At 70.9% G+C, this 26,761-nt stretch carries 32 protein-coding genes and 1 tRNA gene; 16 read left to right on the top strand and 17 right to left on the bottom strand.

What is annotated here, in order from left to right:
• Positions 1–345: 345 nt before the first annotated feature.
• The 3 genes from menC to CBQ26_RS01175 all read left to right on the top strand — a co-directional run bounded on the left by menC (position 346) and on the right by CBQ26_RS01175 (position 3,007).
• Complete coding sequence (gene menC, locus CBQ26_RS01185; protein WP_088246778.1) at positions 346–1,455, top strand: o-succinylbenzoate synthase; 1,110 nt, start codon at positions 346–348, stop codon at positions 1,453–1,455.
• A gap of 116 nt (positions 1,456–1,571) precedes the next feature.
• Positions 1,572–2,339, top strand: a complete 768-nt coding sequence (locus CBQ26_RS01180) for an acyl-CoA acyltransferase (protein ID WP_229844400.1) — start codon at positions 1,572–1,574, stop codon at positions 2,337–2,339.
• Positions 2,340–2,455: 116 nt separating this feature from the next.
• On the top strand, positions 2,456–3,007 hold the full coding sequence (locus CBQ26_RS01175; RefSeq protein WP_088246776.1) for a single-stranded DNA-binding protein: 552 nt from the start codon (positions 2,456–2,458) through the stop codon (positions 3,005–3,007).
• A gap of 100 nt (positions 3,008–3,107) precedes the next feature.
• Here CBQ26_RS01175 and CBQ26_RS01170 read toward each other — a convergent pair whose 3' ends face one another.
• The 3 genes from CBQ26_RS01170 to CBQ26_RS01160 all read right to left on the bottom strand — a co-directional run bounded on the left by CBQ26_RS01170 (position 3,108) and on the right by CBQ26_RS01160 (position 5,255).
• Positions 3,108–3,608 (bottom strand): dUTP diphosphatase, encoded by a 501-nt coding sequence (locus CBQ26_RS01170; RefSeq protein WP_088246775.1) that lies wholly within the window; start codon positions 3,606–3,608, stop codon positions 3,108–3,110.
• Positions 3,609–3,652: 44 nt separating this feature from the next.
• Complete coding sequence (locus CBQ26_RS01165) at positions 3,653–4,129, bottom strand: hypothetical protein (RefSeq protein WP_088246774.1); 477 nt, start codon at positions 4,127–4,129, stop codon at positions 3,653–3,655.
• 463 nt (positions 4,130–4,592) lie between these two features.
• A complete protein-coding gene (locus CBQ26_RS01160) occupies positions 4,593–5,255 on the bottom strand; it encodes a metallophosphoesterase family protein (RefSeq protein WP_229844395.1) in 663 nt (220 codons plus the stop codon).
• A gap of 147 nt (positions 5,256–5,402) precedes the next feature.
• Between CBQ26_RS01160 and CBQ26_RS01155 the strand changes: the two genes are divergently transcribed.
• Positions 5,403–5,927, top strand: a complete 525-nt coding sequence (locus CBQ26_RS01155) for a GNAT family N-acetyltransferase (protein ID WP_088246773.1) — start codon at positions 5,403–5,405, stop codon at positions 5,925–5,927.
• A gap of 516 nt (positions 5,928–6,443) precedes the next feature.
• Positions 6,444–7,343, top strand: a complete 900-nt coding sequence (gene rocF, locus CBQ26_RS01150) for an arginase (protein ID WP_088246772.1) — start codon at positions 6,444–6,446, stop codon at positions 7,341–7,343.
• 49 nt (positions 7,344–7,392) lie between these two features.
• On the opposite strand, the gene CBQ26_RS01145 is transcribed toward rocF, so the two are convergent.
• Together CBQ26_RS01145 and CBQ26_RS01140 are read right to left on the bottom strand one after the other, a co-directional pair.
• The gene (locus tag CBQ26_RS01145; RefSeq protein WP_088246771.1) at positions 7,393–7,953 is read right to left on the bottom strand and encodes a DinB family protein; all 561 of its coding nucleotides are present in this window, start codon (positions 7,951–7,953) and stop codon (positions 7,393–7,395) included.
• Complete coding sequence (locus tag CBQ26_RS01140) at positions 7,950–8,978, bottom strand: tRNA dihydrouridine synthase (protein ID WP_229844396.1); 1,029 nt, start codon at positions 8,976–8,978, stop codon at positions 7,950–7,952. Before CBQ26_RS01140 ends, CBQ26_RS01145 begins: the two co-directional genes overlap by 4 nt.
• A 161-nt stretch (positions 8,979–9,139) precedes the next feature.
• On the opposite strand from CBQ26_RS01140, the gene CBQ26_RS01135 reads away from it, so the two are divergent.
• A complete protein-coding gene (locus CBQ26_RS01135; protein ID WP_088246784.1) occupies positions 9,140–9,646 on the top strand; it encodes a GNAT family N-acetyltransferase in 507 nt (168 codons plus the stop codon).
• Between the two features lie 122 nt (positions 9,647–9,768).
• Complete coding sequence (argB, locus tag CBQ26_RS01130) at positions 9,769–10,518, top strand: acetylglutamate kinase (protein WP_088246770.1); 750 nt, start codon at positions 9,769–9,771, stop codon at positions 10,516–10,518.
• Between the two features lie 23 nt (positions 10,519–10,541).
• Here the strand turns inward: argB and CBQ26_RS01125 are convergent, their stop codons facing one another.
• The 5 genes from CBQ26_RS01125 to purE all read right to left on the bottom strand — a co-directional run bounded on the left by CBQ26_RS01125 (position 10,542) and on the right by purE (position 14,498).
• Positions 10,542–11,111 carry a GNAT family N-acetyltransferase gene (locus tag CBQ26_RS01125; RefSeq protein ID WP_088246769.1) on the bottom strand — a complete coding sequence of 190 codons (570 nt, stop codon included), beginning with the start codon at positions 11,109–11,111 and terminating at the stop codon, positions 10,542–10,544.
• 43 nt (positions 11,112–11,154) lie between these two features.
• The gene (locus CBQ26_RS01120; RefSeq protein WP_088246768.1) at positions 11,155–11,448 is read right to left on the bottom strand and encodes a hypothetical protein; all 294 of its coding nucleotides are present in this window, start codon (positions 11,446–11,448) and stop codon (positions 11,155–11,157) included.
• A gap of 135 nt (positions 11,449–11,583) precedes the next feature.
• Complete coding sequence (locus CBQ26_RS01115; protein ID WP_088246767.1) at positions 11,584–12,735, bottom strand: VanW family protein; 1,152 nt, start codon at positions 12,733–12,735, stop codon at positions 11,584–11,586.
• 78 nt (positions 12,736–12,813) lie between these two features.
• The gene (gene purK / locus CBQ26_RS01110) at positions 12,814–13,962 is read right to left on the bottom strand and encodes a 5-(carboxyamino)imidazole ribonucleotide synthase (protein WP_088246766.1); all 1,149 of its coding nucleotides are present in this window, start codon (positions 13,960–13,962) and stop codon (positions 12,814–12,816) included.
• Positions 13,959–14,498 (bottom strand): 5-(carboxyamino)imidazole ribonucleotide mutase, encoded by a 540-nt coding sequence (purE, locus tag CBQ26_RS01105; protein ID WP_172417864.1) that lies wholly within the window; start codon positions 14,496–14,498, stop codon positions 13,959–13,961. The genes purK and purE overlap by 4 nt, the downstream gene beginning before the upstream one ends.
• Before the next feature lie 64 nt (positions 14,499–14,562).
• Between purE and CBQ26_RS01100 the strand changes: the two genes are divergently transcribed.
• The 5 genes from CBQ26_RS01100 (at position 14,563) to CBQ26_RS01080 (ending at position 18,345) form a co-directional block, all read left to right on the top strand.
• Positions 14,563–15,765 (top strand): glutamate ligase domain-containing protein, encoded by a 1,203-nt coding sequence (locus tag CBQ26_RS01100; RefSeq protein WP_088246764.1) that lies wholly within the window; start codon positions 14,563–14,565, stop codon positions 15,763–15,765.
• Positions 15,766–15,813: 48 nt separating this feature from the next.
• Positions 15,814–15,889: transfer RNA gene (locus tag CBQ26_RS01095), tRNA-Lys, on the top strand.
• Between the two features lie 151 nt (positions 15,890–16,040).
• Positions 16,041–16,439 (top strand): nuclear transport factor 2 family protein, encoded by a 399-nt coding sequence (locus tag CBQ26_RS01090; protein ID WP_229844397.1) that lies wholly within the window; start codon positions 16,041–16,043, stop codon positions 16,437–16,439.
• A gap of 302 nt (positions 16,440–16,741) precedes the next feature.
• Positions 16,742–17,452, top strand: a complete 711-nt coding sequence (rlmB, locus tag CBQ26_RS01085; RefSeq protein WP_088246763.1) for a 23S rRNA (guanosine(2251)-2'-O)-methyltransferase RlmB — start codon at positions 16,742–16,744, stop codon at positions 17,450–17,452.
• Positions 17,449–18,345, top strand: coding sequence for an aldose 1-epimerase (locus CBQ26_RS01080; RefSeq protein WP_088246762.1), 897 nt, complete (start codon positions 17,449–17,451; stop codon positions 18,343–18,345). The genes rlmB and CBQ26_RS01080 overlap by 4 nt, the downstream gene beginning before the upstream one ends.
• A gap of 25 nt (positions 18,346–18,370) precedes the next feature.
• On the opposite strand, the gene CBQ26_RS01075 is transcribed toward CBQ26_RS01080, so the two are convergent.
• Positions 18,371–18,586 carry a hypothetical protein gene (locus CBQ26_RS01075; RefSeq protein ID WP_088246782.1) on the bottom strand — a complete coding sequence of 72 codons (216 nt, stop codon included), beginning with the start codon at positions 18,584–18,586 and terminating at the stop codon, positions 18,371–18,373.
• Between the two features lie 80 nt (positions 18,587–18,666).
• The gene (locus CBQ26_RS01070) at positions 18,667–19,752 is read right to left on the bottom strand and encodes a S1C family serine protease (protein ID WP_088246761.1); all 1,086 of its coding nucleotides are present in this window, start codon (positions 19,750–19,752) and stop codon (positions 18,667–18,669) included.
• Positions 19,753–19,891: 139 nt separating this feature from the next.
• On the opposite strand from CBQ26_RS01070, the gene CBQ26_RS01065 reads away from it, so the two are divergent.
• From CBQ26_RS01065 to CBQ26_RS01050, 4 genes are all read left to right on the top strand, one after another.
• The gene (locus CBQ26_RS01065) at positions 19,892–20,248 is read left to right on the top strand and encodes a PadR family transcriptional regulator (protein ID WP_088246760.1); all 357 of its coding nucleotides are present in this window, start codon (positions 19,892–19,894) and stop codon (positions 20,246–20,248) included.
• The gene (locus tag CBQ26_RS21690) at positions 20,245–21,345 is read left to right on the top strand and encodes a permease prefix domain 1-containing protein (protein WP_172417863.1); all 1,101 of its coding nucleotides are present in this window, start codon (positions 20,245–20,247) and stop codon (positions 21,343–21,345) included. The genes CBQ26_RS01065 and CBQ26_RS21690 overlap by 4 nt, the downstream gene beginning before the upstream one ends.
• Positions 21,346–21,363: 18 nt before the next feature.
• Positions 21,364–21,849, top strand: coding sequence for an EVE domain-containing protein (locus CBQ26_RS01055; RefSeq protein WP_088246759.1), 486 nt, complete (start codon positions 21,364–21,366; stop codon positions 21,847–21,849).
• Between the two features lie 347 nt (positions 21,850–22,196).
• Positions 22,197–22,817, top strand: coding sequence for a 1-acyl-sn-glycerol-3-phosphate acyltransferase (locus CBQ26_RS01050; protein ID WP_088246758.1), 621 nt, complete (start codon positions 22,197–22,199; stop codon positions 22,815–22,817).
• 12 nt (positions 22,818–22,829) lie between these two features.
• Here CBQ26_RS01050 and nrdR read toward each other — a convergent pair whose 3' ends face one another.
• From nrdR to dnaB, 5 genes are all read right to left on the bottom strand, one after another.
• The gene (gene nrdR / locus CBQ26_RS01045) at positions 22,830–23,336 is read right to left on the bottom strand and encodes a transcriptional regulator NrdR (protein WP_088246757.1); all 507 of its coding nucleotides are present in this window, start codon (positions 23,334–23,336) and stop codon (positions 22,830–22,832) included.
• A 70-nt stretch (positions 23,337–23,406) separates the two neighbouring features.
• Entirely contained in the window at positions 23,407–24,132 is a 726-nt protein-coding gene (locus CBQ26_RS01040; RefSeq protein WP_088246756.1) for an SDR family NAD(P)-dependent oxidoreductase, read from the bottom strand.
• Positions 24,133–24,162: 30 nt separating this feature from the next.
• Positions 24,163–24,312, bottom strand: coding sequence for a hypothetical protein (locus CBQ26_RS01035; protein ID WP_229844399.1), 150 nt, complete (start codon positions 24,310–24,312; stop codon positions 24,163–24,165).
• 182 nt (positions 24,313–24,494) lie between these two features.
• On the bottom strand, positions 24,495–25,175 hold the full coding sequence (locus CBQ26_RS01030) for an NUDIX hydrolase (protein WP_088246755.1): 681 nt from the start codon (positions 25,173–25,175) through the stop codon (positions 24,495–24,497).
• Positions 25,175–26,521 (bottom strand): replicative DNA helicase, encoded by a 1,347-nt coding sequence (gene dnaB, locus CBQ26_RS01025; protein ID WP_088246754.1) that lies wholly within the window; start codon positions 26,519–26,521, stop codon positions 25,175–25,177. Before dnaB ends, CBQ26_RS01030 begins: the two co-directional genes overlap by 1 nt.
• Between the last annotated feature and the right edge of the window lie 240 nt (positions 26,522–26,761).

Here is a 26,761-nt window from a genome sequence, read left to right as displayed (position 1 = left end):
CACGAATCTGGAGAACACCGGGGTGGTGTTCCGCTCGCCCAGCCCTGTCGAGCTGGCCTGTTCTCACATCTCTTCGCCTGTCATGCTTCCCGCCTCGCTTGAGGCTCAGAAAAGATACAGGCCCCCGGTGAATCTGTCAACACCCCGATCCAGAGCCTCGCTTGATCCTCCCCACGCCGTGGGGAGCGAGGCAGGGGAAGTGGGTGGCCCTGCCAGCAGGAATGTGCCTCTGGGACGCCAGGAACATCGCCTCGACGCCTCCCCTCTGCCCCACCCGCCCACGTTACGGCGACGCGCCATCTCGCCCACTGCCGACTTCCCGTCCCCCACTCCCTACACTGGGGCATGTTCAGAATCGAAGCTGCCGAACTGATCGTCGCCCGTCTGCCTCTGAAGTTCCGGTTCGAGACGAGTTTCGGGGTGCAGACCGAGAAGGTCGTGCCCCTGCTGGTCTTGCATGGCGACGGGATGCAGGGCGTCTCGGAGGGGACCATGGAGGCGGCGCCGATGTACCGGGAGGAGACGGTGGCCGGGGCGCTGGGCTTGCTGCGTGAGGTGTTCCTGCCGCGTGTGCTGGGGCGGGCGTTCGCGAACCCGGAAGCGCTGAACGACGCGCTGGGGTCGTTCCGGGGCAACCGCATGGCGCGGGCGATGGTCGAGATGGCGGCGTGGGACCTGTGGGCGCGGCAGCTGGGCGTGCCGCTGGGAACGCTGCTGGGCGGCCGCAAGGAGCAGGTGGAGGTCGGGGTGAGCCTGGGTATCCAGCCGGACGAGGCGGCCACGGTGGACGTGGTGCGGCGGCATGTGGAGCAGGGCTACCGGCGGATCAAGCTGAAGATCAGGACCGGCTGGGACGTGCAGCCGGTCCGGGCGGTGCGCGAGGCCTTCCCGGACATCCGCCTGACGGTGGACGCCAACAGCGCGTACACCCTGGCGGATACGGGGCGGCTGCGGGCGCTGGACGCGTTCGACCTGACGTACATCGAGCAGCCCCTTGCATGGGACGATCTGGTGGACCACGCGGAGTTGCAGCGGCGGCTGGTCACGCCGCTGTGCCTGGACGAGAGTGTGGCCAGCGCCCAGGACGCCCGCAAGGGGCTGGCGCTGGGGGCGGGCGGCGTGATCAACGTGAAGGTGGCGCGCGTGGGCGGGCACGCCGAGGCGCGGCGCGTGCATGACGTGGCGCAGGCGTTCGGGGCGCCGGTGTGGTGCGGCGGGATGCTGGAGAGCGGGATCGGGCGGGCGCACAACATTCACCTGTCGACCCTGCCGAATTTCACGTTGCCGGGCGATACCAGCAGCGCCAGCCGGTACTGGGAGACGGACCTGATCCACGAGCCGCTGGAGGCGCGTGACGGGCTGATGCCGGTGCCGGCGGGCGCGGGGACGGGCGTGACCCTGAACCGTGAGTTCCTGGCGGGGGTGGCCGAGGTGCACGAGGAGCGGCGCGGGTGACGGACGGCGTGACCTCTGCGGACGGGGCCGAGGCGCCGGTCCCCGAGCCGTCGCTGCCAGCGGGTGCGTCCCCGGCGGCGGGTGCGTCGCCGTTGCGGCCGTTCGTGGTGCGGGACGTGACGGACCCGTGGGCGTTCCGGGCGCTGGAGCGGGTGCAGGTGCGCGCCTGGGGGTACCCGGACCGGGAGGTGCTGCCGGGCACGATGTTCCGGATCAGTGCCGTGACGGGCGGTGTGGTGCTGGGCGCGTACGCGAACCTGCCGCCCGGCGATCCGGCCGGGCAGGTGCCGGTGGGGCTGGCGTTCGGGTTTCCGGCGTTGCGTGGAGCGGAAGTCTGGCATCACTCGCACCTGCTGGCGGTGCATCCGCAGTGGCGGGGAACGGGGATGGCGGTCGCATTGAAGCTGGCGCAGCGCGAGCGGGTGCTGGCGCAGGGGCTGACGCGCATGACCTGGACCTTCGATCCGCTGGTCGCGCGCAACGCGCGGTTGAACCTGGGAAAGCTGGGCGCGGTGGCGAAGACGTACCTGCCGGACTGGTACGCACTGGAGGACGACCGGGCGGCGTTCCCGGCAGACCGGCTGATGGTCGAGTGGGATCTGACGCGGCCCCAGGCCGGGCGTCCGGCGCCGCCGCCGCGTGGGCAGGTGGCGCTGGAGGCGCTGGACGACGATCTGCGGCCGGGTCCGGCGCGGCTGTATCTGGCGGGCGGGCGGGTGCTGGCCGAGGTGCCGGCGCGTCCAGAGGCGCTGGAGGAGTCGGTGCGGCGGGAGTGGCGGCTGGCGTTGCGGGAGGTGCTGGGCACGTACCTGTCGCGCGGGTACGTGGTGACGGATCTGGCGCGGGCGGGGCACCGGGCGCATTACGTCCTGTCGCGGGAGTGACGCGGCCCTGCCGCCGGGGGTGGGGTAGTCGGAAAGACCCCCGGCGTGTTATGTTATTTACATAAGGAGCCGGGGGAACAGTTCCTGCACCCCGCCGGCCCACCACAGGAGGCCCCATGCTGCACATCGAATTCACCACCGACCTCGGAGCGCGCGTCACTGTCGACGTCGAGAACGCCTCGCAACTCTTGGACACCCAGCGGCAGTACGGCCGGCTCGGCTGGACCAGCGGCGACATCCCCAGCGGCGGCTACCAGTTCCCGCTGGAAAACGAGAGCGACTTCGACTGGCACCTGATCGGCGCCCGCCGGTGGACCAGCCCCGACGGCGAGGAACTCGTCATTCACCGGGGCCACGCCTACCGCCGCCGCGAACTGGAAGCCGTGGACAGCCGCAAGATGAAACTCCCGGCCGCCGTGAAGTACTCACGCGGCGCCAAGAGCACCGACCCCGAACACGTCCGCGAGAAGTCCGACGGCGAATTCGAGTACGTGACGCTGGCCATCTTCCGCGGCGGCAAACGCCAGGAACGCTACGCCACGCCCGGCGCCCGCCCCGGCACCCCCGCGCAGGCCACCACCCAGGCGGCGCGGCCCGCCCCCACCCGCCCGGCCGCCACGCAGGCCCGCCCCGCCCCGGCCCGCGCGGAGGACGAACCGCCGTTCTGAACCGGGCACGGACTGTGGGGTGTAGCGACCGCACAGCAAGGGGGCACCGCCGATCCGGGGTGCCCTCCTCTCTTTAGCTCTTTCTCTACTTGCGCTTTCTCTACTTCCTGCTGCCCGCTGCCCTCTCGATCACCGAGCGGACGTCGGCGGGCTGCCAGCCTTCGGGCTTGAGGATCTTCCCGTCGGCGCGGCGGGGGCCGCTGGCCTTGGTGAGGTTGGCGCGGTGAACCTCGGCGAACACGGCGTCGGCGTCGAGACCCAGCCGGTCGAAGGCGCCGTACGTGACGTACAGCAGGTCGGCCAGTTCGTGGGCCAGGGCGGTCAGGTCGGTGGCCGCGACGGGCTCGCCGGCGTCCAGGCGGGCGGCGAGGGCGCGGAATTCGGCGTCCACCTCGGCCGCCTCTTCCTGGATCAGGGTGCGGCGCAGGGCGAGCAGGTCACGGTCCGGGACGGTGGGGGTGTCGCGGCAGTCCTCGCCGATGGCGTCGTGGAAGGCGCGCAGGTGCCGGGCGTTCGAGGTGGGCGCGGCAGCCGGCTGGGCAGCGGCTGGCTGGGCAGGCGCCGATGTGTCGGGGGCGGGGTGGTCGGCGGGAACGGTCATCCGCACAGAGTACCCAGCCGGAAGCGGGAGCGGGTGGGAGCGGTTCAGGGTCGCAGGTCGCCGCCGCGCAGGTGGGCGTCCGTGACGCTGAGCGGCGCGCTCAGGACGCGCCCGTCGGCCCGGACGTCCAGCGTGACGGGCAGCGTCACCGTGCGGGCCGAGCAGGTTCCGGCCCCCTCGGCGCAGCTGAACAGCAGCGCCCGGACCTGCGCGGCGTAGCGGCCGGCGGGGGTGCCGGCAGGCACGCGCAGCGGCAGGCGCAGCGGGGTCAGGTGCGCGTGGTAGCCGCGCCGCAGCGGGTGCGGTCGGCCCTGCGGCGCGGCGCTGACCTCCTGCCAGGGGGTGGTCAGGGTCACGCGGTTCGGGGCGTCCGAGCTGATCAGGTGGCCGCGCAACGGAAACGAGACGGTGACACTCCCGGCCGCCGCCACGCCGCCCAGCAGGCAGGCAGCCAGCGTCAGGCGCCACGCCCACCTGCGCCGGGCCGGCGAGGGGGCAGGCGGGCGTGGCGCGGTCCTCATGGCGGGCAGCATAGCGTCACCGGGGGGCGGGCTACGGGCTGCCTGCGGGGTTCCATGGAGTGCGGCGTGCAAGGCGCAGGCGACCGGACAGTGGGTGCCGGTCGCCTGCGTGGTATCGCTGATGGGGTGCGGGTGGTGGGGCTTGAACCCGCCTGCTGCCTGCCGTTGGCCCGCTCGCGCGCCCGTTGGTGAAGAGGTGGGCGTCTCCCTCTGGCCTGATCGCCCCGGTCCGGGCGGCCCCGTGGGGCGGTCCTTTTCCGGTCACGACCTCACCAGGCCGAGGGAGAGTATGCCCGCGAACCGTCCGGTCCACATGTGCCGGATGCACACCCGCCCTTAAGCAAAAATGCGTGCCAGCCCTCATTCAGCCTGACGCGCGTCACGTTTCGGGACCGTGTGCGCCTGCCCCGCCGGACTTCCGGCCGCCTGGGTTGCGACCACCGTTCCGACCTGCCGGGCGGCGCTACAGGTCCAGCAGGCGGTAGCCGTAGGCGTTCACGACCCGCGCCCCGCTGACCGGGTCGCGGTACTCCTCCTTGCGACCCTCGTACTCGTGGATGTGCCCGTGAACGACGAGGCGGGGGTGGCAGCGGTTCATGAAGCGAGTGATGCTCTCGCAGCCCCGGTGGGCGTAATCGGTGCCGGCGTGCGGCCCGGTGGGCGGCGCGTGCGTGAGCAGCACGTCCACGCCGCGCCGCGCCTGCCACGCCAGCCGCGCCAGCCCAAAGCGGCCCTGGGTGTCCGTGTACTGCCCGTGGCCCTTGTCGCGGTAGCGGGGCGCGCCGCCCCACCCGGCGATGCGCAGGCCCGCCTCCTCGACCACGCGGCCGTGCGCGGCGATCACGCCACGGGGCAGCACGCGCCGGTCGCCCTCGGTCACGAACTCGTTCTCGTGGTTGCCGTGTACGTACACGACCGGCACGGTCATCTTGGTCGCCAGGAATTCCAGGTAGTAGCCGGGCAGGTCCCCGGCGGCCAGCACCAGATCGACGCCCTCCACGCCCTGCGGGAATCCCTCGCGGTACACGAAGGGATGCACGAAGTCCGCCAGCAGCATCAGGCGTCTGCCCGTGAGCTCGGGGGCGCGGTGAGGGGCGCGTTGGTGGGGGTCGGGGGCGTGGGTCATGACAACTGGGTGAAGCGGGAGGGGGGTAAGGCCCCGAGTGTAGCCCGGCGCCGGGCCGGTCATCCGGGCGGGCCGTCCGTGCGGCCTTCTGGGCGATCTTCCGGGCGGGAGCCGTTCAGAGTCCGTCGGCCAGAGTACGCTGGTCGGGTGCCTGCGCTCTTGAGCCCCCGTTTACTTCTGCTGCCCCTGACCCGCGCGGTTCTGGAACGCCGCCTGTCGGGCGCCGGGTTCTCCGTGACGCTGCCCACCCCGGACGGCCCCCGGAACGTGTACTTCACGCCGGAATGGCCGGGGGATCCGCTGCCGCTGTTCCCGGCGCTGCTGGCGCAACTGGGCGGCGCGCAGGACGAGGTGGACGGCACGTTCATCATGGTGCACCGGGGGAACCTGGGGGCGCTGGGACAGCTGGGCGTGAAGGGCAGCGTGAACGCCCAGGGCGAGCAGGAGATCGGGTACGGCCTGACGCCCGACGCACGCGGACGCGGCTACGCCACCGAGGCGGTGGGGGCGCTGGTGAAGCACCTGCACGGAACAGGCGTGGCGACCGTGACGGCGCAGACGGCGACCGCGAATCCGGCCAGCGGCCGGGTCCTGCAACGGACCGGGTTCCGGCTAGTCGGCAGCGGCCACAGCGAACAGGACGGCCCGCTGAGCCTCTGGGCGCACACCTGACACGGACTCCGATTGAATAGGCTGTAAAGCCCGCCCGGTCCGAGCGAAGCGACTCGGAGAGCTGCTCCGCAGAGTGGGAGAGAAACGCCCCTGCGGACGTGGCGCCGGCAGGGGCGGTGAAGCTCCGGATTGTCGGCCAAACAGACGGAAGCCGTATGACCAATGGTGCGGACAGGTTCATCACTTCCGGGCAGACCAGCGATGAACACGCCGTGTTGGCCCCTCCCCCTTGAGGGGGGAGGCTGGGAGGGGGTGAGCAGGAATGGCGTCACAGAAGACGTGTTCCATGCCTGTCCCCTCTGACGCTTGAACAGTGTCCGCACCATTGATGACACGGGCTCAGTCTGTTTCCCCGCCCCCCGTCCCTGCGACAGGGTCACTGCGGCAGGGGGCAGCCGCCTGGGCCGGGAGCATGAATATTCACCTGAATACTCGCGCGGCGCGGCTGGGTCGCGTGGACCGGAAATAATGTTGCAGCCGCAAGGCATACGCCCCGGCGGCCCTTAAGCTGGGTGCATGAACATCTCGATTCTCGGTATTCCCATGGATCTCGGTGCGGGTCGGCGCGGCGTGGACATGGGTCCCAGCGCCCTGCGCAACGCCCACCTGAGCCGCGCGCTGCGGGACCTGGGCCACCGCGTCACGGATCTGGGCGACGTGCGCGTGGCGCTGCCCGAGAGCATCGACAAGCACGAGGAGGGCGGGCTGGTGTTCCTCGACCCGATCCTGGAGGCCTGCCGCGCCGCTGCCGAGCAGGTCGCGGCGTTGCCGGAGGGAACGTTCCCGCTCACGCTGGGCGGCGATCACAGCGTCAGCATGGGCACCGTGACCGGCAACGCCCTGCGCGGCAACCCGGCGGGCGAACGTACCGGCCTGATCTGGGTGGACGCGCACACCGACTACAACACGCCGCGCAGCAGTCCCAGCGGGAACATCCACGGAATGCCGGTCGCGCACCTGACCGGGCTGGGCGACCCGCGTCTGGCCGGGCTGGGCGCCGGCTGGCACATGCGTCCCGAGGACATCGTGATGATCGGCATCCGCAGCGTGGACCCGCACGAGCGCGAGCTGCTGCGCGAGGCCGGCATCAAGGCGTACACCATGAAGGACGTGGATCAGCTGGGCATCACCCGCATCCACGAGGAGACGATGGAGCGCCTGGGGCACCTGAAGCGCCTGCACGTGTCCTTCGACGCGGACGCCCTGGACCCCGGCGTGTGCCCCGGCGTGGGCACGCCGGTCGCGGGCGGCCTGACCTACCGCGAGGGGCACCTGCTGATGGAACTCCTGAGCGAATCGGGCCGCGTGACCAGCATGGACATCGTGGAGGTCAACCCGATTCTCGACACCCGCAACCAGACGGCCGAAGTCATGGTCGGCATGGCCGCCAGCCTGCTGGGGCAGCGCATCCTGTAACGGCCCTCCCGCCCGGCGGGGCGGCCGTCACAGCCCGGCGCAGCGACCGTTACAGCTCGTCGCTGTCCGGGTCTGCCGGGTCGGGGCTGGTCTGTCCGGCCGTGACCTGCGGGCGGGCGAAACGCATGTAGTCCAGCCAGGGGGGCGTGTGGCCCAGCTGGCGGATCATCAGGCTGATCTGCGCGGTGTGCCGGACCTCGTGGGTCATGACGTTCCACAGCAGCTGGTCCAGGGTGACGGTGTCGCTGGCGGGGTCGTCCTGCACCAGTTTCACGCTGCGGTGCAGGTCGGGTTCGCTGGCGAGGAAGGCGGCGGTGCGGCCGCTGACTTCACGGCTGTACTCCAGAATCCAGTTCAGGTCGTACTGCTCGGCCTGGGGACGCACCCAGTCGTGCGGGTAGCGTCCCTGCACGCCGTCGCCCAGCACCACGGCGTGAATCCAGTGGTCCTCGACGTCCGTGACATGCAGCAGCAGGTCCTTGATGCTGTGGAACCGATCGCCGCTCTCGATCAGGTCGCGGTCCAGATCGGCGGGCGGCAGGGCCCGCAGGAAATTCCACAGCTGGGCTCGTGCGGCGGACAGGTAGGAGTAGTACTCGCGTACGTTCATGAATGGCTCAGAGTATACCCGTTCAGGGGGTCGGTTATGGCCGCCGGGTCAGCTGCGCCGCCCGCGCCGTCCGGGCCTTCTTCCAGCAGGGGGCGCAGGACGCGCCGCACGTCCCCGGCCGTCACGACCTGCACCAGATCGTCGCGCAGCTGCGGGTAGTCCGGCAGGTACTTCGGCAGCACCTTGCGCAGCGGGCGCAGCGTCAGGCGGCCCGTGTCGTCGTCGTAGAACTGTTCCTGCAACTCGGCGTGCCGCAGCGCCGTGAGGGCGCGGGTGCGGGCGTCCGGCAGGTCGTCCTGCCCGCCGGCCAGCGAGCGGAAGATCCAGGGGTTCCCGACCGCGCCGCGCCCGATCATCACGGCCGCCACGCCCATCCGCTGCCGCTCGCGGGCCTGGGCGGGCGTCAGGATGTCCCCGCTGCCCACCACCGGCACGCGCACGCTGGCCGCCACGCGCGCGATGGCTTCCCAGTCGGCCTGCCCGGTGTACCGCTGGGCGCTGGTGCGGCCGTGCACGGTGATCAGCGCCGCCCCGGCGGCCTCCAGGCCCTGCGCGACCTCCACGCTGCGGTCATGGTCCCAGCCGAGGCGGATCTTGGCGCTGACATCCAGGCGGGTGGCCTGCCGCATGGCGCTGACGAGGTCGTAGGCCACCTCGGGCGTCTGGAGCAGGCACGCGCCGCCCTTCCCGCGAATCTTGGGCACGGGGCAGCCCATGTTCAGGTCGATGGCGGCCGGCTGGAACCACGCCTCGGCGCGGGCGACCGCTCCGGCCAGCACGTCGCTCTCGGCGCCGAACAGCTGCACGACGCGTTCCTGCTCGCCGGGGTAGGGGCGGCCCAGGTTCAGTTTCTCGCTGTCGCCGCCGCCCATCAGGCCGCGCGCGCTGATCATCTCGCTGACGGTCCACAGGGCGCCCTGCTCGGCCGCGAGTTGACGCATGGGCGCGTCGCTGTACCCGGCCATGGGAGCCAGGACCGCGCCGGGGCGGGTCAGTCGGGACGCGTAGAAACCGGGAGCACTCATCCGGCGAGGGTAGCGCACCCCCGCCCCCACCGGGTGAAGCGCAGCTGAATTCCCCCACCGGCGGCATTCACGGCCCCCCGACGGGCGCGCGGTATGCTGGGCGCAGTCCGGCATCCCCTGCGTCTGCTGTTCGCCCACCCTGCCGGATGGGAGGCTTCACCTTGAACGTAACGCCGCTGGCGCTGCATCACGCGCCGCTGCTTCACTCGCTGTACCAGTCCGCTCCGGGCTACTTCGATCTGCTCGGCACCCGCGTCCCCTCGGCCAGCGAGGTGCAGCGCGACGTGGAAATCGCGCTGCTCGACCCGCGCCGCTCACTGGAACTCGTGTACGACGACCAGGGCGACCTGATCGGCAGTCTGGACTGCAAACGCGACTACCCGGAGGCCGGCGACCTGACCATCAACCTGCTCCTGATCCGCGAGGACCGGCAGTCGCAGGGACTGGGTGAACAGGTAGTCCGACACCTGGAGACGCACGCGCCGCCCGGCACGACCCGCATCCTGGCGAGCGTACTGGGGGACAACCCGCGCGGGGCGCGCTTCTGGGAGCGGCTGGGGTACTCGTTCACGCTGGACGCCCGGCCCGTCATGAGCTGGTACGCGAAGCCGCTGAGCCGCCCCCCGCTGACCGACCCCGGCACCCCCCTGACCGTCGCGAGCGACTGATACGGACTCCGATGGAATGGGCTGCAAAGCCCGCTGGGTCCGAGCGGATGCGAATCGAAGAGCTGCCCCGCAGAGCAGGAGAGAAACGGGTTCCGGGCGTCCGCGCGCCGTACACTCTGGGCGTGATCGTCAAGTACGGTGGGAATGCCATGAAGAGCCTGGAGTTGCGGCGTGCCGTCGCGGCCGAGATTGCCGCGCTGCGCGCCGAGGTTCCGGTGGTGGTCGTGCACGGGGGCGGCCCGGTCATCGAGCGGGAACTCGCGGCGCGCGGCGTGACCAGCGAGTTCCGGGGCGGCCTGCGCGTGACCACCCCGGCCGCCATGGACGTGGTCGAGATGGCGCTGTGCCAGCTGAACAAGCAGCTCTCGCAGGACGTGGGCGGCGCCGTGGGCCTGATGGGCCGCGACAGCGACCTGCTGCGCGCCGAGGTGCTGGACCCCGAACTGGGCCGCGTGGGCCGCGTGACCGGCGTGAACGCCGATCTGCTGCGCACGCTGCTGGGCGCCGGCATCACGCCCGTGCTGGGCTGCGTGGCGGTCGGCCCGGACGGGGACGCACTGAACGTGAACGCCGACACCGCCGCCGGGGCCGTGGCGGGCGCCCTGAACGACGGCGTGGTGTTCCTGACCGATGTGGACGGCGTGTACCGCGCCTACCCCGACCCGGACAGCCGCGCCGCGACCCTGTCCCGCGCCGAGGTCGAGGAGGGCGTCGCGCAGGGCTGGATCGCGGGCGGCATGATTCCCAAGGTGCGGGCCGCGCTGGACGCGCTGGACCGGGGCGCGCCGTTCGCGGTGATCGCCAGCGGGATGCAGGCCGGGGTGCTGGCTGCCGCCACGCGCGGCGAGGCCGGCACGCGCATCACCCCCTGACCCGCACACCCTGCCGCCCTGCGTTACTGCACCTTCGAGAAGATCAGCGTGTCGCGCAGGCGCGTGTGGTCGCGGGGGTCCACGTCGTCGTTCACGAGGTGGGCGTCCAGGGTATAGCCCAGCGCGGCGGGAATGCGGGCGCTGCGTTCGTTCTGCGGGTCGCAGCGGATCTCCAGGCGGCGCAGGCGCAGGGTGTGCAGGGCGAGGTCGGTCAGGGCCTGCGCGACCTCGCGGGCGTACCCGCGCCCGGTGTGGGGCGTGGCGATCCAGTACCCGATCTCGCCGCGCGGAATCAGCCAGTTCAGGGCGTGGTAGCCGCTGCTGCCGATCAGTTCGGTGCCGCTGGCGTTCCAGACGTGGTAGCGCAGGTTCTCGCGCGTGTCGAACTTCTCGGCGGCCGAGCGCAGGTTCTCGCGGGAGGCGTCCTCGGTCATGGGGTGCTGCGCCCAGTGCATCCAGCGTTGCAGCTCGGGCAGCGAGGCGTTCACCGCTCCCACCAGGGCGCGGGCGTCGGCCGGGTCGGGGCGGCGCAGCAGCAGGCGCCCGGTGCGCACTTCATCGGGAACGGCGTTCAGGGCGTCGGCGGTGACCATGCCCGGCAGTGTACAGGCCGCGCCCCGCCCCCCCCCGGCCCCTTCAGCGGGTGGGGGCGGGGCGGCGCGCGGTGACGTCCAGGTACGCCAGCCGCATCAGCTGCCAGCGTTTCATGCCCGGAAACTGCCGGGCCTTGCCGTTCACGCGGCGTTCCAGCGCGGCGCGGTTACCGCTGCACGCGGCCAGCAGGCGGGCCTCCCAGTACACTTCCTGCGCGCCGTCCCGGCGGGTCGCGCCGGACGTGACGGCCGGCCGGGCGTCCCGCCTGAACAGAGGCGCCCCCAGTGCGAGCGCAGCGGCGCCCAGCAGTCCCAGTCCCAGAGTTGTCAGGATCACCCGGTCAGCTTACCCACCGCGCGCCGGGCCGCAACAGCGAATTTTCCACAGACCGGGTCCAGAAAGGCGGCAGGAGAGAGGCGGGGCAGTCGTGGGCTTCACTGCCCCGCTTTCCGTCCCCCGGTGGGGCGGCCCTTACTGCTTGAGGCGAGGGTCAGCGGGGTTCACGCCGTACACGGCGCCCCAGGGTTTGTAGACGCTTTTCAGGGTGTCCCTGCTGACGACCTGCCCGCCGGCCTTGACCGTGCGGGTGATGACGCTGGTCATGCCCTGCATGGGCTGGTCGAGCAGGCGGCGGCCGCCGGGGGCGACGCGGTCGTCGGGGCTGTAGCTGGGGTCGGCGGGGGCCTTGAAGTCGGTGATGACGGGTCGGCTGACGGTCACGCTGCGGCCGGTGTTCGCGCCGAACACGTCGAAACGCAGCGTCTGGCGCGCGGTGTCCCAGCCCGCCTGGATGAACAGGTGCTTGCCGGTGTCGTTCTTCATGCGCAGGTTCTTGCTGGGGGCGTACACGGTGGCCTCGTAGCCGACGGGGTCGTAGTACTTCACGCGGTGGCTGTGCTCGTGGCGTTCGGTGATGGGCAGGCCCGCCTGGTACAGCGCGCGGAAGATGGTGGTGCTGACCTGGCAGATGCCGCCGCCGTCCTCCTTGGTCAGGGTGCCGCCGCTGATCACGAAGCCCTTGACGAAGCCGGTGCTGGCGTCGATCTGCCCGATCTCCTCGTTGAAGTTGAATTCGTGGCCGGGCGCGATGAAGAAGTTGTCCAGTTTGCCCGCGCCGACGAGGATGTTCTTCTCGCGGAAGTCGGGGCTGCCCGCGTAGCTGCTCTGGCCGGTCGCGACGTGCCACAGCACGCCCCGCTGGGCGAGGAGTTTCACGTTGCGGTCGGGCACGGCGCGCTTCACGACGACCTGCGCGGTGTCCTTGCCGGCCAGGATGGCTTTCAGGAGGTTGGCCTTGGTGGCGGCGCGGTCCAGGGTCCAGCCGGTCTGGTCGGTGGCGACCCAGCTGCCCTTCACGTTGCGGAACACGGCGGGTTTGGGCTTGCGGGCGTTGATGTCCTTCTCCATCCGGTCGAGGATGGGGGTGATGGTGGTGCTCAGGCGCTTGACCTTCTGCGTGGCCTTGACGCTGGCGGCAGGGACCGCCCAGGACTTCACGATGGGCGTGGTCTTCAGCTCACCCTTGCGGATGGTGCTGGCCTCGTCCTTCAGGATCAGTTTGAGGTCGGCGGCATGCGCCGAGGCGACCAGGGCGAGGGTCAGGGTGGTCAGGAGGCGCTTCACGCTTCTCAGCGTAGGCGCGGCCTCCTGACCGGCTGTGAGCGGAGGTTGCGCGAACCCTGACCTGCCTTTACGGTGCGCTTAGGGAACCAGGGGGTCCAGCGCCGCGAGCCGCCCGCGCAGGGTGTCGGCGTCCGGCGCGACGAGGTTCACGTGCCCCACCTTGCGCCCGTGCCGGTGCGCCTTGTGGTACAGGTGTACGCGCGTGCCGGGTGTCGCGTCGATGGCGGCCCAGTCGGGTTCCAGCGGCTGCCCGTCCGGGCCGTCCACGCCGACGACGTTCAGCATGGCGGTGTGGTGCAGCGGCGCCCAGTCGCCCAGCGGCAGGTCCAGCACGGCGCGCACCTGCGCCTCGAACTGGCTGAGGCCCCCGCCGTCCTGCGTGAGGTGCCCGCTGTTGTGCACGCGCGGCGCGACCTCGTTCACCAGCAGGTCGCCGCCGGGCAGCACGAAGAACTCCAGGGTGATCAGGCCCTCCAGCGCCCAGGCGTCCGCGACGGCGCGGGCCAGCTCGCGGGCGCGGGCTCCGGTGCGGTCCGGGACATGGGCGGGGTACACGCTGGTCCGCAGGATGCCGTCCCGGTGGACGTTCTCCACGAGCGGCCCGAAGGCCACCTGCCCGGACGGCGTGCGCGCCACGGCCAGACTGACCTCGCGCTCGAAGGTCACGAAGCCCTCCAGCACGCACGGCACGCGGCCCAGGGCGTCCCAGGCGGCCCGCAGGTCGGCGTCGGTGCTCACGCGGGCCTGTCCCTTGCCGTCGTAGCCGAGTTCGCTGGTCTTCAGGATCCCGCGCCCACCCACCCGTGCCAGGGCGCCGTCCAGATCCCCCTCGGCCTCGATGATCTCGAAGGGCGCGGTGGTCGCCCCGGCCTCACGCAGGGCCTGCTTCTCGCGGGCGCGGTGCTTGCTGCGGGCCAGCAGGGAACCGGCAGGGCGCACCGGCACGCGGCCCTCCAGCGCGGCCAGCGCCTCGACGGGAATGTTCTCGAATTCCAGCGTCACGGCGTCGCAGGCGGCCAGTTCGTCCAGCCCGGCCGGGTCGGTGTATGGGGCGTGCAGGTGCCGGGCGCACAGGCGCGCGGGGGCCTGCGCGTCGGGTTCCAGCACGGTCACGCGCACGCCCAGCGGCAGCGCGGCCAGCGCGAGCATCTGCGCCAGCTGCCCGCCGCCCAGGATGCCCAGCGTCAACTCGCGGCCCAGCGTGGTGCCGGATGTCGATGTGGTCATGCCTCGCCCGCCTGCGGGTGCCCATCGAAGTGGGGATCGTCCAGCACGCCCTGCGTCTGCGCGGCGCGGAAGGCGTCCAGGCGGGCACGCACGGCCTCGTCGGTCGTGGCGAGCATCGCGGCGGCGAACAGCGCGGCGTTCTTCGCGCCCGCCGCGCCGATCGCGAAGGTCGCCACGGGCACCCCGGCGGGCATCTGCACGATGCTCAGCAGGCTGTCCTGCCCCGACAGGGCGCGCGACTGCACGGGCACACCCAGCACCGGCACGCGCGTGAACGCCGCCAGCATGCCCGGCAGGTGCGCCGCGCCGCCCGCGCCCGCAATGATGCACGCAAGATTCAGCCGCTCGGCCCGCGCGCCGTACGTGGGCAGCAGCGCCGGGGTGCGGTGCGCGGACAGCACCCGCACCTCGTACGGCACGCCCAGGTCCCGCAGGACGTCCAGCGCGCCCTGCATCGTCTCGAAATCGCTGCGGCTTCCCATCACGACGCCCACACGGGGGGCGGCCTGGACTGCAAGATCGTTCACGGCCCGCATCCTACCCGGCCCGGCCGGGTCCGCGCCTCGCCCTGTCCGGCCGGGTCCGCGCTAGCCTGCGCGGGTGAACGCCGAGCACGCCGATCCCGCCCGCACCCCCGCACGCCCGGACTACGACTGGCTGTACTCGCGCACCCGCGCGGGCCGGGCGCGCGGACCGCAGGGCGCGGCGGCGCTGCTCGCGCGACTGGGTGACCCGCAGCAGGCCTTCCGGAGCGTGCGGGTGATCGGCACGAACGGCAAGGGCAGCACCTGCGCCATGCTGGAAGCGGGCCTGATCGCCTCGGGCGTGACGGTGGGCCGCTTCACCAGTCCGCACCTGACGCACTTCGAGGAACGGGTCCGGGTGGACGGCGCGGACCTCTCCCCCGCCCGCACGGACGCCTTCATCCGCTGGGCGCAGACGCACGCGCCGGACGCGGCGTTCTTCGACCTGACGCTGGCCCTCGCCTGCCAGGAATTCGCGCGGGCCGGCGTGGGGGTCGCCGTGATGGAGGCCGGGGTGGGCGGCCGCAGCGACGCCACGCAGGTCCTGACGCGCGTGGCGGCGACCGTCATCACGAATGTGGACCTGGATCACGTGGGCGTGCTGGGCGGCACCGTGGAGGCCATCGCCGCCGACAAGGCCGGCGCGGCCCAGCCGGGCGTGCCGCTGCTGACCACCGCGACCGACGCCGCGCTGGACGTGATCGCCGCCGCCGCCGCGCAGGCCGGGGCTCCCCTGCTGACCCCCGACACCCACCCAACCCTGTTCGCGCTGCCGCGCCCGCCCCGCCTGGAGGGCGCCCACCAGCAGCGCAACGCCGCGCTGGCCGCCGCGACCCTGCGCACCCTCGGGTACGGGCCGGGCGTGGACGCCGCCCTGAACGCCACGCACCCGGCCCGCCTGGAACGCTTTCAGGTGGACGGCCGCGCGGTCCTGATCGACGGCGCGCACAACCCGCACGCCACCCACGCCCTGGCCGCCGCGCTGCGCGGCACGCCCGTCCACACGCTGCTGTTCGGGAATCTGGCCCGCAAGGACACCGCCGCCACCCTGGCCCCGCTGCTGCCGCTGACCCCGCAGCGGGTGTTCACGGCGCCCGGCGACCTCGCCACGCCGCCGGGCGACCTTGCCGCGCAGCACGGCGGCGAGGCCACCGCCGACATGACGGCCGCCCTGACCCGCGCCCTGGCCCTCACCCCGCCCGGCGGCACGCTGCTGGTGACCGGCAGCCTGTACCTCGCCGGGCACGTCCGCACGCAGCTGCTGGCCCGCACGCCCTGAATCCGGCTTGACAGAATCCGCAGCGGCCCGTATACTTCCCCTCGCTCTGGATCGTTAGCTCAATTGGCAGAGCAGCTGACTCTTAATCAGCGGGTTGTAGGTTCGATTCCTACACGATCCACCAGAACAGACCCCCACCCCGCGTGGGGGTTTCTGCTTGCGGGGGTTCAGCGTGCTGTGGGCTGGCGCTCACGCAGCGGGGAACGCGTTCATGTGGCGTTGGCTCGGTGGGTCTTCTTACGGGGCGCGGCGCGGCGGGGTGGTCTGGTGGGGCCATGACGAACGATCATCAGACGGGCGGGCAGAGCACCACACAGGCGTTCATGGCGGCGTTGCAGCAGGCCGAGGCGACGGGCGACGTGACCGCGCTGCTGGCGCTGCACGCACCGGACGTGACCCTGCGGAACCTGACGCAGCAGACCTGGGAGGGCGAGGCGGGCGCGCGGGCCTTCTGGGAGACGTACCTGGGGAACTTCGAGGAGATCCGCAGCGAGTTCACCCGCAGCCACGAGGCAGGCGGGCTGGGCGTCATGGAGTGGACGGCGTCCGGTCGGCTGCGGGGCGGGCATCCGGTGGAGTACCGGGGTGTCAGCCTGATCGAGCTGAGCGGCGGGCAGGTCGCAGCGTTCCGCACGTACTACGACAGCGCGGCGTTCATGGTGGCACCCGCCTGATACGGATTCCGTTTGTTTCGCCAACAATCCGGAACTTCACCGGATTGCCGGCTCCACGTCCGGAACCCGTTTCTCTCCTTCTCGCATCCGCTCGGATTGAACGGTCTTTGCAGCCCATTCAATCGGAGTCCGTATGATACGCCCCTCCGGTTGAATGGCCTGCGAAGCCATGCGTCCCGAGCGGCCGCGAGTAGCAACGGACAGGGTTCCGAGCGTGGCGTTGGTGGCCCGGCGTCCTGCCGGGCTGTCAATGAAACCGGCGGAATCCGTATGACGGCGGGCGGGGCGGGTACACTGCCTTCATGTTGCTGTACGGTCGGAATCCGGTTTTAGAGGCGCTTCAGGACGGTCGCGCGTCCGAGGTGCTGGTGGCGCGGGGCGTCGAGGAAGCGTTCGTGGCGCAGCTCAAGGCGACGGGCGTGCGTCTGCGCTTCGCGCCCCGCATCGAGCTGGACCAGCTGGCGGGCACCACGCAGCACCAGGGGGTCATGGCCGAGGTCGAGGACATGGCCTGGGCGGACGTGGACGACATCCTGGCTCTGGCCGAGGAGCGCGGTGAGGACCTGCTGATCGTGCTGCTGGACGGCATCACGGACCCCCGGAATTTCGGGGCGATCATCCGCAGCGCCGAGGTGCTGGGCGCGCACGGCGTGGTCGTCGAGGAGCGCCGCAGCGCGCCGCTGTCGCCGGTGGTGGCGAAGACGGCGGCGGGCGCCACGAGTTACCTGCCGGTCGCGCAGACGAAGAACCTGCCGCGCCTGATCGAGCAGCTCAAGCAGGAGAACGTGTGGGTGTACGGCGCGGCGGGCGAGGCGGCCGAGGACGTGCGCCGCATCGATTTCAGCGGGAAGGTGGCGCTGGTGATCGGCGCGGAGGGTGAGGGGATGCGCCGGCTGGTCCGCGAGAAGTGCGACGCGCTGGTCAGCATTCCGGTGCGCGGGCGGGTGCAGAGCCTGAACGCGTCGGTCGCGGCGGGCATCCTGCTGTTCGAGGCGACGCGGGGCCGGGCGTGAGCCTGCGCGTCGAGCGGGTGTCCAGTCCCGCCTTCGAGCTGGAGGTGCTGCCGGAGATGGGCGCCAGCATCCTGAACCTGCGGGCCGCGTCGGGCCGGCCGGTCATGCGGCCCGTGCCGCTGGAGGCGGTGCTGACCAGCAGCCAGTGCGCGAGCTACACGCTGCTGCCGTTCAGTAACCGCATCCGGGACGCGCGCTTCGTGTTCGGCGGACAGGAGGTCGCGCTGCGCGTGAACACCGACGACGGTCTGGCGCAGCACGGCGACGTGCGCAACCGGCCCTGGCAGCTGCTGGAGCGTTCCGATACGCACCTGCGTTACGGGTTCGACAGCCGCGCCTTCCCGGACATCAACTGGCCGTGGGCGTTCACGGCGCAGATCGAGTACCGCCTGCACGGGCCGCACTTCGATACGACCCTGACCCTCACGAACGCCGACGGGCGGGACATGCCGGCCGGCATGGGCCTGCACCCGTACTACGTGCGCGTGCAGGACGGTGTGGAGGCCGCCCTGCAACTCGGCGCGGACCTGAAGTACGACACCGACGAACGCCTCCTGACGCTGGGCGGCGCGCGCCCCCTGCGGCCCGACGAGGACTACCGGACGCCCAGCCCGGTCGGAGAGCGCTTCATCGACGGCACGTACACGGCCTGGGACGGCCTGACCCGCCTGGACTGGGGGGTGCGGGAGCTGACGGTCACGGCCGACAACGTGTACTCGCACTCGGTGGTGTTCACCGCACCGGACGGCAGCCTCGCGCTGGAACCCGTCTCGCACGCCACGGACGCCTTCAACCTCGCGGCGCAGGGCGTGGCGGGCGTGGACGCGCGCACCCTGTCGCCCGGGCAGAGTCTGGCCGGAACGGTCCGCGTGACCCTGGAAGGCGACTGGTAACCCTGCCCCTCTGTTTGCCTCCGCTTCAGGCGGTGGCCAGCAGCACGCCGCGTCCGTCCCGGATCTCGAATTCGCGGCGGTCGCGGCTGCCCATCCAGCGCAGCGCCTCGAGCAGGTCGTCGGTTTCCTTCATGACCTCCGGTTCGCTGGCGTACCCGGTCCACACGACGCGGTAGGCGCGCGGCGCGGCCGGGGGCGTCCAGCGTTCCCCGTCGTCCTCTTTCACGAATGCTCTCGACATCCCTTCAGTGTGCGTGGCGCGCGTGACGGGCAGGTGGGCCGGACGTTCAGGCGACTTCATGCGCGGGCCGGTCCGCGCCGTCACTGCTGCAGGTCAGGCACGCTGGCCCTGGGGACCAGGGTGATCTGCGCGGTGCGGGCCTCGCCGTCCCGGAGGTACCCCAGCGTGACCGTGTCGCCCACGCGCGCGCGGCGGATGGCAGTGATGACCTGATCGGCGTCACGGGTGCGTTCGCCGTTCACGCTGGTCACGATGTCGCCCAGGGCGGTCAGGTTGTCCTGTTCGTCGAAGGTGCTGCCGCGCAGACCGGCCCGCTCGGCGGGACTGCGGCGGGCCACGCCGCTGATCACCGCGCCCTCCAGTCCGCCCTGACCGCTGTGGACCAGATCGAACAGCAACCCCACGACCGGCACGTCCCGTTTCTCTCCAGCGCGCAGGGCCGTGATCAGGTCGCTGCCCTCCTCGACCGGCACGGCGTAACTGCGGCGCGTCTGCCCGCTGCCGTCCAGGCTGATGTAACTGACCACCCCGATCGCCTGCCCGCTGCGGTCCAGGATCGGGCCGCCACTGTCACCGGGCGCCAGGGGCGCGTTCATCTCCAGCGTGCCCTGCGGGAAGTCCGCGCGGCCCGCCTGCGCGTTCAGGCGCAGCAGGGTGCCCCGGCGGGGTTGCAGGTAGTCGCCGCCACTGTTCCCGATGGCCAGCACCGACTCCCCCACCCGTGGGGCGCGCGGCGCGAGCGGCAGGAACGGGAACCCCTGCGCCGGGGCGCGCACCTGCAGCAGCGCCACGTCCGCCTGCGCGTCGAACGCCGTGACCTGCGCCGGGTACGACCGGCCGCCCAGGGTGCTCACCTGGAACAGGCGGCCCCCGCTGACCACGTGGTACGCGGTGAGGATCAGGCCGTCCTCGCTGATGAAGAAGCCGGTGCCGATCCCGGCGTTCTGCGTGGCGGGGTTCAGGCTCTCGACCCGCACCGTGGCGGGCCGCGCCGCCTCGAACAGGTCGCGGGTCTCCTGGGGCAGCTGGTTCGGCAGGGTCGGCGCGGACGCCTGGGGGGCCGGGCGGGTCACGGCGGGCGGCTCGAACGGCAGCCGGGCGTCTGGCAGCAGGTAGGCGGCCAGCGCGAGAATCAGCAGAACCGGAAGCCAGGGCGAGGCGCGCACGCCGTCAGTGTAGAGCGGCCGCGCGGCGGGGACGGTGGCCGAAGGAACCGAACAGCCGCGCAGGAGGCTACATCCTTGCTTGACAAGATAGTTGTCCTCCACTACCTTGCATCACAAGACACCAGTCGGAGGCTCCCACATGAACCCACTGAAATCCGGCACGCTCGACCTCGCCCTGCTCGCCGCCCTTCAGGACCGGCCGCGCTACGGCCTGGACATCCTGCGCCACGTCAACGACCGCAGCGGCGGCCTGTTCGACCTGCGCGAGGGCAGCCTCTACCCCGCCCTGCACCGCCTCGTGAAGGCCGGGTGGGTCGAGAGCGACTGGCAACCCAGCGACCGGGGCGGCGCGCCCCGCAAGGTCTACCAGCTCACCAGTGACGGCCGCGAAGCCCTGCACGCCAAACGTCAGGAATGGCAGACGCTGCGCGGCGCACTCGACGCCCTGCTGTGCCGCGCCCTGCTGACCCGCGCCCTCTCCCGGCGGTCCGCGTGACCCGACGCCTGCCCCGCCCGCGCCACCCCCTGAGCGCCGACGCATACATCCACCACGCCACGCGCGGCCTGCCCCGCGCCGAACGTCTGGACGCCGCTGCCGAACTCCGCGCGCACCTGACCGAACGCATGCAGGAGCATCAGGCGCACGGCTTCTCCCCCGAGGAAGCCGAGTACCTCGCCGTGCGCGGCATGGGCGACCCGCACCCCGTCAACCGGGGATTGATCGGGCACGCCTTCACGCACCGCGCAGGGTGGCTCACGCTGGCCGCGCTGCTGGTGGGCGGCCTGGGCTGGACCGCGTACCGCGAGTGGCTGCCGCCACGCGAGGGCGCGCAGTTCGGAGCCATGAACCAGCGGGACGTGAACGCGCTGTTCAGCGACAAGGACGCTCCGCGCGGCACGTACCAGGGCGTGACCCTCACCTACCCGCGCGGCACGAAGGCCGTGCTGTACGTGACGGTCTCCAGCACCGAGGACAAGTACAGACCTGAGCAGGTCAGTCTGTTCACGAACGACCTCGTGAATACCGAGGAGCAGAACTTCACTGGCCGCATTCCCGGTAGTTACCGGTATCAGGAACGCGTTCTCCTGAGTGCGTGGCGCATGACCTGCGACGGCCAGGAACGCAGCGGCATCTACAAGACCGGGTACAGCCTGCCCTCACCCTTCGAGAACTCGGGCGCCCATTATCGCAGCGGGCCGGGCGGCATGATCGTCGGCGCCTGCGCGAACCCCAGCGTGCGCCTCAACGTAGTCAAAGACCACCTGAGCACGCAACCTCCGACTACTGCTGTCAGGGTCGTGCCACCGGACAGCGAGAACGGCATCATGACGGCCCACCGGCCCCTCCAGCTCAACGAGTGGAGTGTTCTGTACCGGCTGCGGGTGGATCCGGAACGTGACAGCGCATGGTTGGGCGGAACGTCCACCGAAAAGAAAGGGACACCGCCACGTGGCATGTACGTGGCGATCATGCCGCTGGATCACGTCCCTAACGACACGGACGGCTACAGCTGGGGTGGCATGACGGTGAGCTTCCAGGGTGAGAAACCCATCCCACTGCCGCCGCTGGTCACGGATCAGCCGGGCGGGTGATGCTCTAGGCTGCCTTTCATGCGTTTCTGGTTACTCAAGTCCGAGCCGGATGTGTTCGGTTTTCCTGATCTGGTGCGGGTGCGGCGCGAGCCGTGGAATGGCGTGCGGAATTATCAGGCGCGGAATTTTCTGCGTGACATGCGTGAGGGGGACCTGTGCCTGTTCTACCATTCGAACGCGCGGCCGCCGGGGGTGGCGGGCGTGGCGCGCGTCTGCCGCGCGGCGTACCCGGATGACCTTCAGTTCGATCCGTCCAGCGCGTATTTCGATCCGAAGTCTGCGGTGGAGGCGCCGCGCTGGAGCATGGTGGATGTGGAGCCGCTGGTGGCGTTCCCGCAGGTGGTGCCGCTGGATACCCTGCGGACCCTGCCGGAGTGGGAGGGGTCGGCGCTGACCCGCCGGGGCTCACGCCTGAGTGTGCTGCCGGTGGAGGCCGGGGCGTTCTGGGCGACGCTGGACGCGGCGGGCCTGAGTCTGGAGGACGTGGGGGGCCTGCTGGACTGACGGGGGTGTGCTTTGACACTGCGCGGCGGGCGGGGGTAGAGTCAGTCGTTCAGACACAGATCAATGCACGTGGAGGGTTTTTTCACAGTGGCGGCGCCGTCCGTGACCCTCACGTCAGATGAAGACAAGGAGAATACCTCATGGAATTACTTCTGGCTGGGCTGGTCATCGTGATTTCCCTGCTGCTTGCCGCGTGGCAGGAGCGTCCCTCGGCACGCGAGCGGCGCGGCCGCTGACGTGCCGGCCGGAGGCCCGGACCGCCTGACCGGCGGCGGGCGCCGCTTCCTGCGCTGCACCGCGTCCCGGTCAGAATTCCGTGATGGGCGGTGTTTCTATACTTCAAGGTCATGTCTCCTCTCTGGCCCGGTCAGCAGCACACCCTCGGTTCCCGTCTCGCGCTGGCGCTCATGCGTCTGGCGGGGTGGACGCCCGTCCTGGAACCGCCGCCCAGCCTGAAGTTCGTGGGGGCAGCGGCGCCGCACACCCATAACCTGGACTTCTGGCCCGGCATCTTCTGGACCTGGGCGACGCGCTCGCCGGTGCATTTCGTGGCGAAACGGGAGCTGTTCACGTTCCCGCTGGGGGTGTTCATGCGCGCGGTGGGCGGCATCGCCCTGGATCGCCGCCGCGCCGGCGGGAACTTCGTGGACGCCGTCGTGGAGATCATCGAGCGGGAGAAGGAGCTGATGATGGTCGTCGCGCCGGAAGGCACGCGCAGCGCCGGGCAGTACTGGAAGACCGGTTTCTACTACATGGCGCTGGAGGCCAGGGTGCCGATCGGGATCACGGCGCTGGACTGGAAACGCCGCCAGGTCGGCGTGATCGGGTACGTCACCCCGACCGGGGATATCGAGGCGGATTTCGCCGTGATCCGCGAGATGCTGCGCGACGTCCGTGGGCACACGCCCGCCAACGAGATTCCGGCCGTGCCCCGCCCCGCCGAGGCGGGCGGCCCCAGCCGCAGCTGACGTCCCCCCCGTTCAGCTGGGAGTGCCGTTTCCGTCCGGGGTGGGAGCGGGGGCGTCGTCCTGGGCGGGGCTGTCCTCGCGGCCCTTGAGGCCCCGGATCTCCTCGATGAAGCGTTCCAGGCTGTCGAAATCCCGGTACACGGACGCGAAGCGGATGTACGCGACGTCGTCCAGGGGCCGCAGGAAGGTCATGGCGCGGCGGCCGATCTCGGTGGCGGGAATCTCGGCGGTCTGCACCTCGTCCTCGAACCCGTACGCGAAGGCGCGCAGCGCGGCCGGATCGACCGGGCGTTTCTCGCTGGCGAGCGTCAGGCCGCGCAGCAGCTTGTCCGGGTTGAAGGCCTCGCGCGGGCCGCTGCGCTTGACGACCATCAGCGGTTCGAGCTGCGCGCGTTCGTAGGTCGTGAAGCGCCGGACGCAGTTCAGGCACTCGCGGCGGCGGCGGATGCTGGCGCCGTCGTCACTGGGCCGGGAGTTCACGACCTTGCTGTCGGGCGCCGAGCAGTACGGGCACCTCACGCGGCCCCCGGCCGGGCGCTCGGCACTCCGGGCGCCGTGCGGGGCGCGGGCGGGCTGACGGGCGCGCGGTTCACAGCGGGTAGGCGTCCCGGGCGCGGATGGTCGGAACGGGCGGCATGGGGACGTCCATGACGTTGCCGCGCAGGTGCGTCATGCCGGGCGTGGCGAGGGCCAGCACGGCGGCGCTCAGCGGGCGGTCCAGGGTGTCGTCGCCGCTGCTGGCGCGGCCCGGCAGCAGCAGGTTCAGGCGCAGGTCCTCGGTGTGGGCCTGCTCGACCAGTCCGCGCAGGGCGCCGCGTTGCGGGTGGACCTGAAGGCCGCGCTCGTCGAGGTGCGGGCCGACGATGGTCAGCCACGAGCCGGGCTGGCGGCGCCGGATGACCTGCGCGATGGCGACACTGCTCTTCACGTTGCAGTTGAACAGGTCCATCCACTCGTTCTCGGTCAGGGACGTGAATTCGGTGTGCGCGCGTTTGTCGGCCAGGTGGACTGTGCCGTGCAGCACGCCGAAAATCTCCATGATGCGGGTGTAGGCGCTGATCCAGTCGAGGGGAACGCCCACGTCGGCTTTCATGGGGATGGCGTGACCGCCGGCGTGTTCGAGCTGGCTGGCGGCGGCGGCCAGGGTTTCGCTGTTGTTGCCGATCAGGACGACGCTGGCCCCGGCGCGGGCCAGGGCGGCGCTGATGGTGCGTCCGTAGCCCTGGTCGGCGCTGGTGACGGCGATCACCTGTCCGTTCAGCACCTCCCCGAGGGTCACCTGGGGGCCGGTCGCGGGCGGGAACTGCTGCGTCATACCCCGCAGCATAGAGCATCGGCCTGCCGGTCAGCCGGTCTGGGGCAGGCGCCGCAGGGCGTTCAGGGGCGGGTTGCTGGCGCGGTGGCCCCGCCCGCAGGGATGGCACCAGTAGCCCTGGTCACCGTCGCGTAGGTCGTGCAGGGTCAGGGGAGCGGCGCAGTGGGGACAGACATGCATGAGCCCGCGTCCGCTGGACGGCAACGGATCGGCCTCCTTACGTAATGGACGCTTCATATTCTGATGATAACAGAGAGAGGCCGGGTGTCAAATCCCGGACAGCGCCGACAACGAGGGCGAGGGCGGCGCCCCCACCTGCCGGCACGCCGCCCCCCTTCCACCTGTGGCCCCGCGACCCGTTCCTACAGGTCAGGCTCGTCACTGAACTCGGGTTCCGGCACGCGCCCACCCGGCAGCGGATCACCCACCCGGCGCCGCCTGCGCAGCATCGCCGGTTCCTTATCCAGGTTGAACACGAAATGCCGGGGCCGACGCTCCCGCAACCACGTCTCCAGCGCCACCAGCCGCGGCCGGAACCGGATGAACTCCCGCAACTGCCGGATCGGCACGAACCGCGCCTCCTGCACGTCCCGGTCCGGATCGCGCGGCTCCAGCTTCCCGCCCACCTCGCGGCCCGTGTAGAAGAACTGCAGATGATGGCCCCACGTCACCGCCTGGAACTCCACGATGAACGCCAGGTCCCGCAACTCCACGACCAGCCCCGTCTCCTCGAACGTCTCGCGGCGCGCGCCGTCCTGCACCAGCTCACCGGACTCCAGGCCGCCCTTGGGCAGCGACCAGCGGCCCCGCTCCCGCACCAGCAGGATCTCGTCGCCGCGCAACACGATGCACCCCACCCCGATCCGCGGATCCGCCAGCGGCCGCTTCTGCCCGCGCTTGCTCGGCGCGGCCGGCGTGGGCACCGCCGTCGTGTTCGTCACCTGACCCGGCCGGGCCTGCGCCGGAGCACTCCCGCCCCGCCGCCGCCTGCGCCTGCGCTGCCCGCCCGCCTGACCTGCCACCTTCGCCTGATCCTCCGCCATTACACTCCCTCCGGCGCAAGATCATTGAACCGTACGTGCGAACTGTGAAACTGCAACTTCACCGTGCCGACCGGCCCGTTGCGCTGCTTCCCGATGATGATCTCCGCGATGCCCTGCTGATCCGTCTCCTTGTTGTAGTACTCGTCCCGGTAGATGAACATCACGATATCCGCGTCCTGCTCGATCGCCCCGGACTCACGCAGGTCCGACAGCATCGGCCGGTGATTCGGACGCTGCTCGACCGCGCGCGACAGCTGCGACAGCACAATGATCGGCACCTCCATCTCACGCGCCAGACCCTTCAGACCACGCGAGATCGTACTGATCTCCTGCTGCCGGTTATCACTGCCGCCACTGCTCTTGCCGCCCGACATCAGCTGCAGGTAATCGATTACCACCAGCCCCAGCTGACCATGCTGCGCCGCGATCCGCCGCAACTTGCTGCGCAGACCGTTCAGGGTCAGGTCCGCCTCGTCGTCGATGATCATCGGCGCGTCCGCCAGACGACCCGCCGCGTGCGCCAACCGCTCGAAATCCCGCTCGTTCAGCTGCCCGCTCCGGATACGGTTCATGTCCACCCGCGCCTCACTGCACAGCATCCGGAGCGCCAGCTGCACCGCCGGCATCTCCAGACTGAACACCGCGACCGCCTTCTCGCCGCGCAACGCCACGTTCTGCGCGATGGACAGCGCGAACGCCGTCTTCCCCATCGACGGACGCGCCGCCAGCACGTTCAGGCTGCCCTTCTGCAGGCCGCTGATCTGCTCGTCCAGGTCGCGGAAACCGCTGCTCACGCCGTCCGGGATGCCCTTGTTCTGGTGCAGCAGCGTGATGTACTCGAAGGTCTCCGTGACGACCTCGTTCATCGCCTGGTACGCCTCGCCCTTCTTCTTCTGCTCGGCCACCTCGAAGATCATCTTCTCGGCACGGTCCAGCAGGTCCTCCAGCGGCAGCTGCCCCTCGTACGCCAGTTGCATGGCTTTCCCGGACGCGCTGATCAGCGCCCGCAACGTGTGTTTCTCCTGCACGATGCGCGCGTAATGCTCCGCGTACGCGGCGGTAGGCACCTGATCCGACAGGCCGATCAGGTACGTCAGGCCGCCAACCTCGTCCAGTTGACCCTTCACGCGCAGGTCCTCGCTGAGCGTCACGAGGTCCACCGGTTCACCCCGCTCCTGCAGGGTGCGCATGGCCGTGAAGATCTTGCGGTGCCCCTCGCGGTAGAACATCTCCGGAGTGACCGAATCCCCCAGCTGATTCAGGGTGTCGTTGTCGAGCAGAATGCTGCCCAGCACGCTGATTTCAGCGTCGTTACTGTGCGGCGGAACGCGCGGCGTGAGTTCCAAGACAAGCCTCTCTTCCGGCACGCGGCGCACGCCCTGGCCCCCGCAGGAAGCCCAGCGCCGCGCACGCGACCACAAATTCAAGTAAGTGTGGGGACACCAGGCGTCCCATTCGCCAGGGCCACCAAGCCGCCCCGGCTGAACTGCCCAGCAGCATAGCACCCCACGCCCCCTACAGCCGATTCTCACAAACCCTTACAGAGCAATCCCCACGTACAAAAATCCCGAAAAAGCATGACCCAG

Source organism: Deinococcus indicus, assembly GCF_002198095.1.
GTDB classification, from domain to species: domain Bacteria; phylum Deinococcota; class Deinococci; order Deinococcales; family Deinococcaceae; genus Deinococcus; species Deinococcus caeni.
The sequence above is the reverse complement of the archived record's forward strand: the minus strand, read 5'-3'. Positions and strand labels throughout refer to the sequence as shown.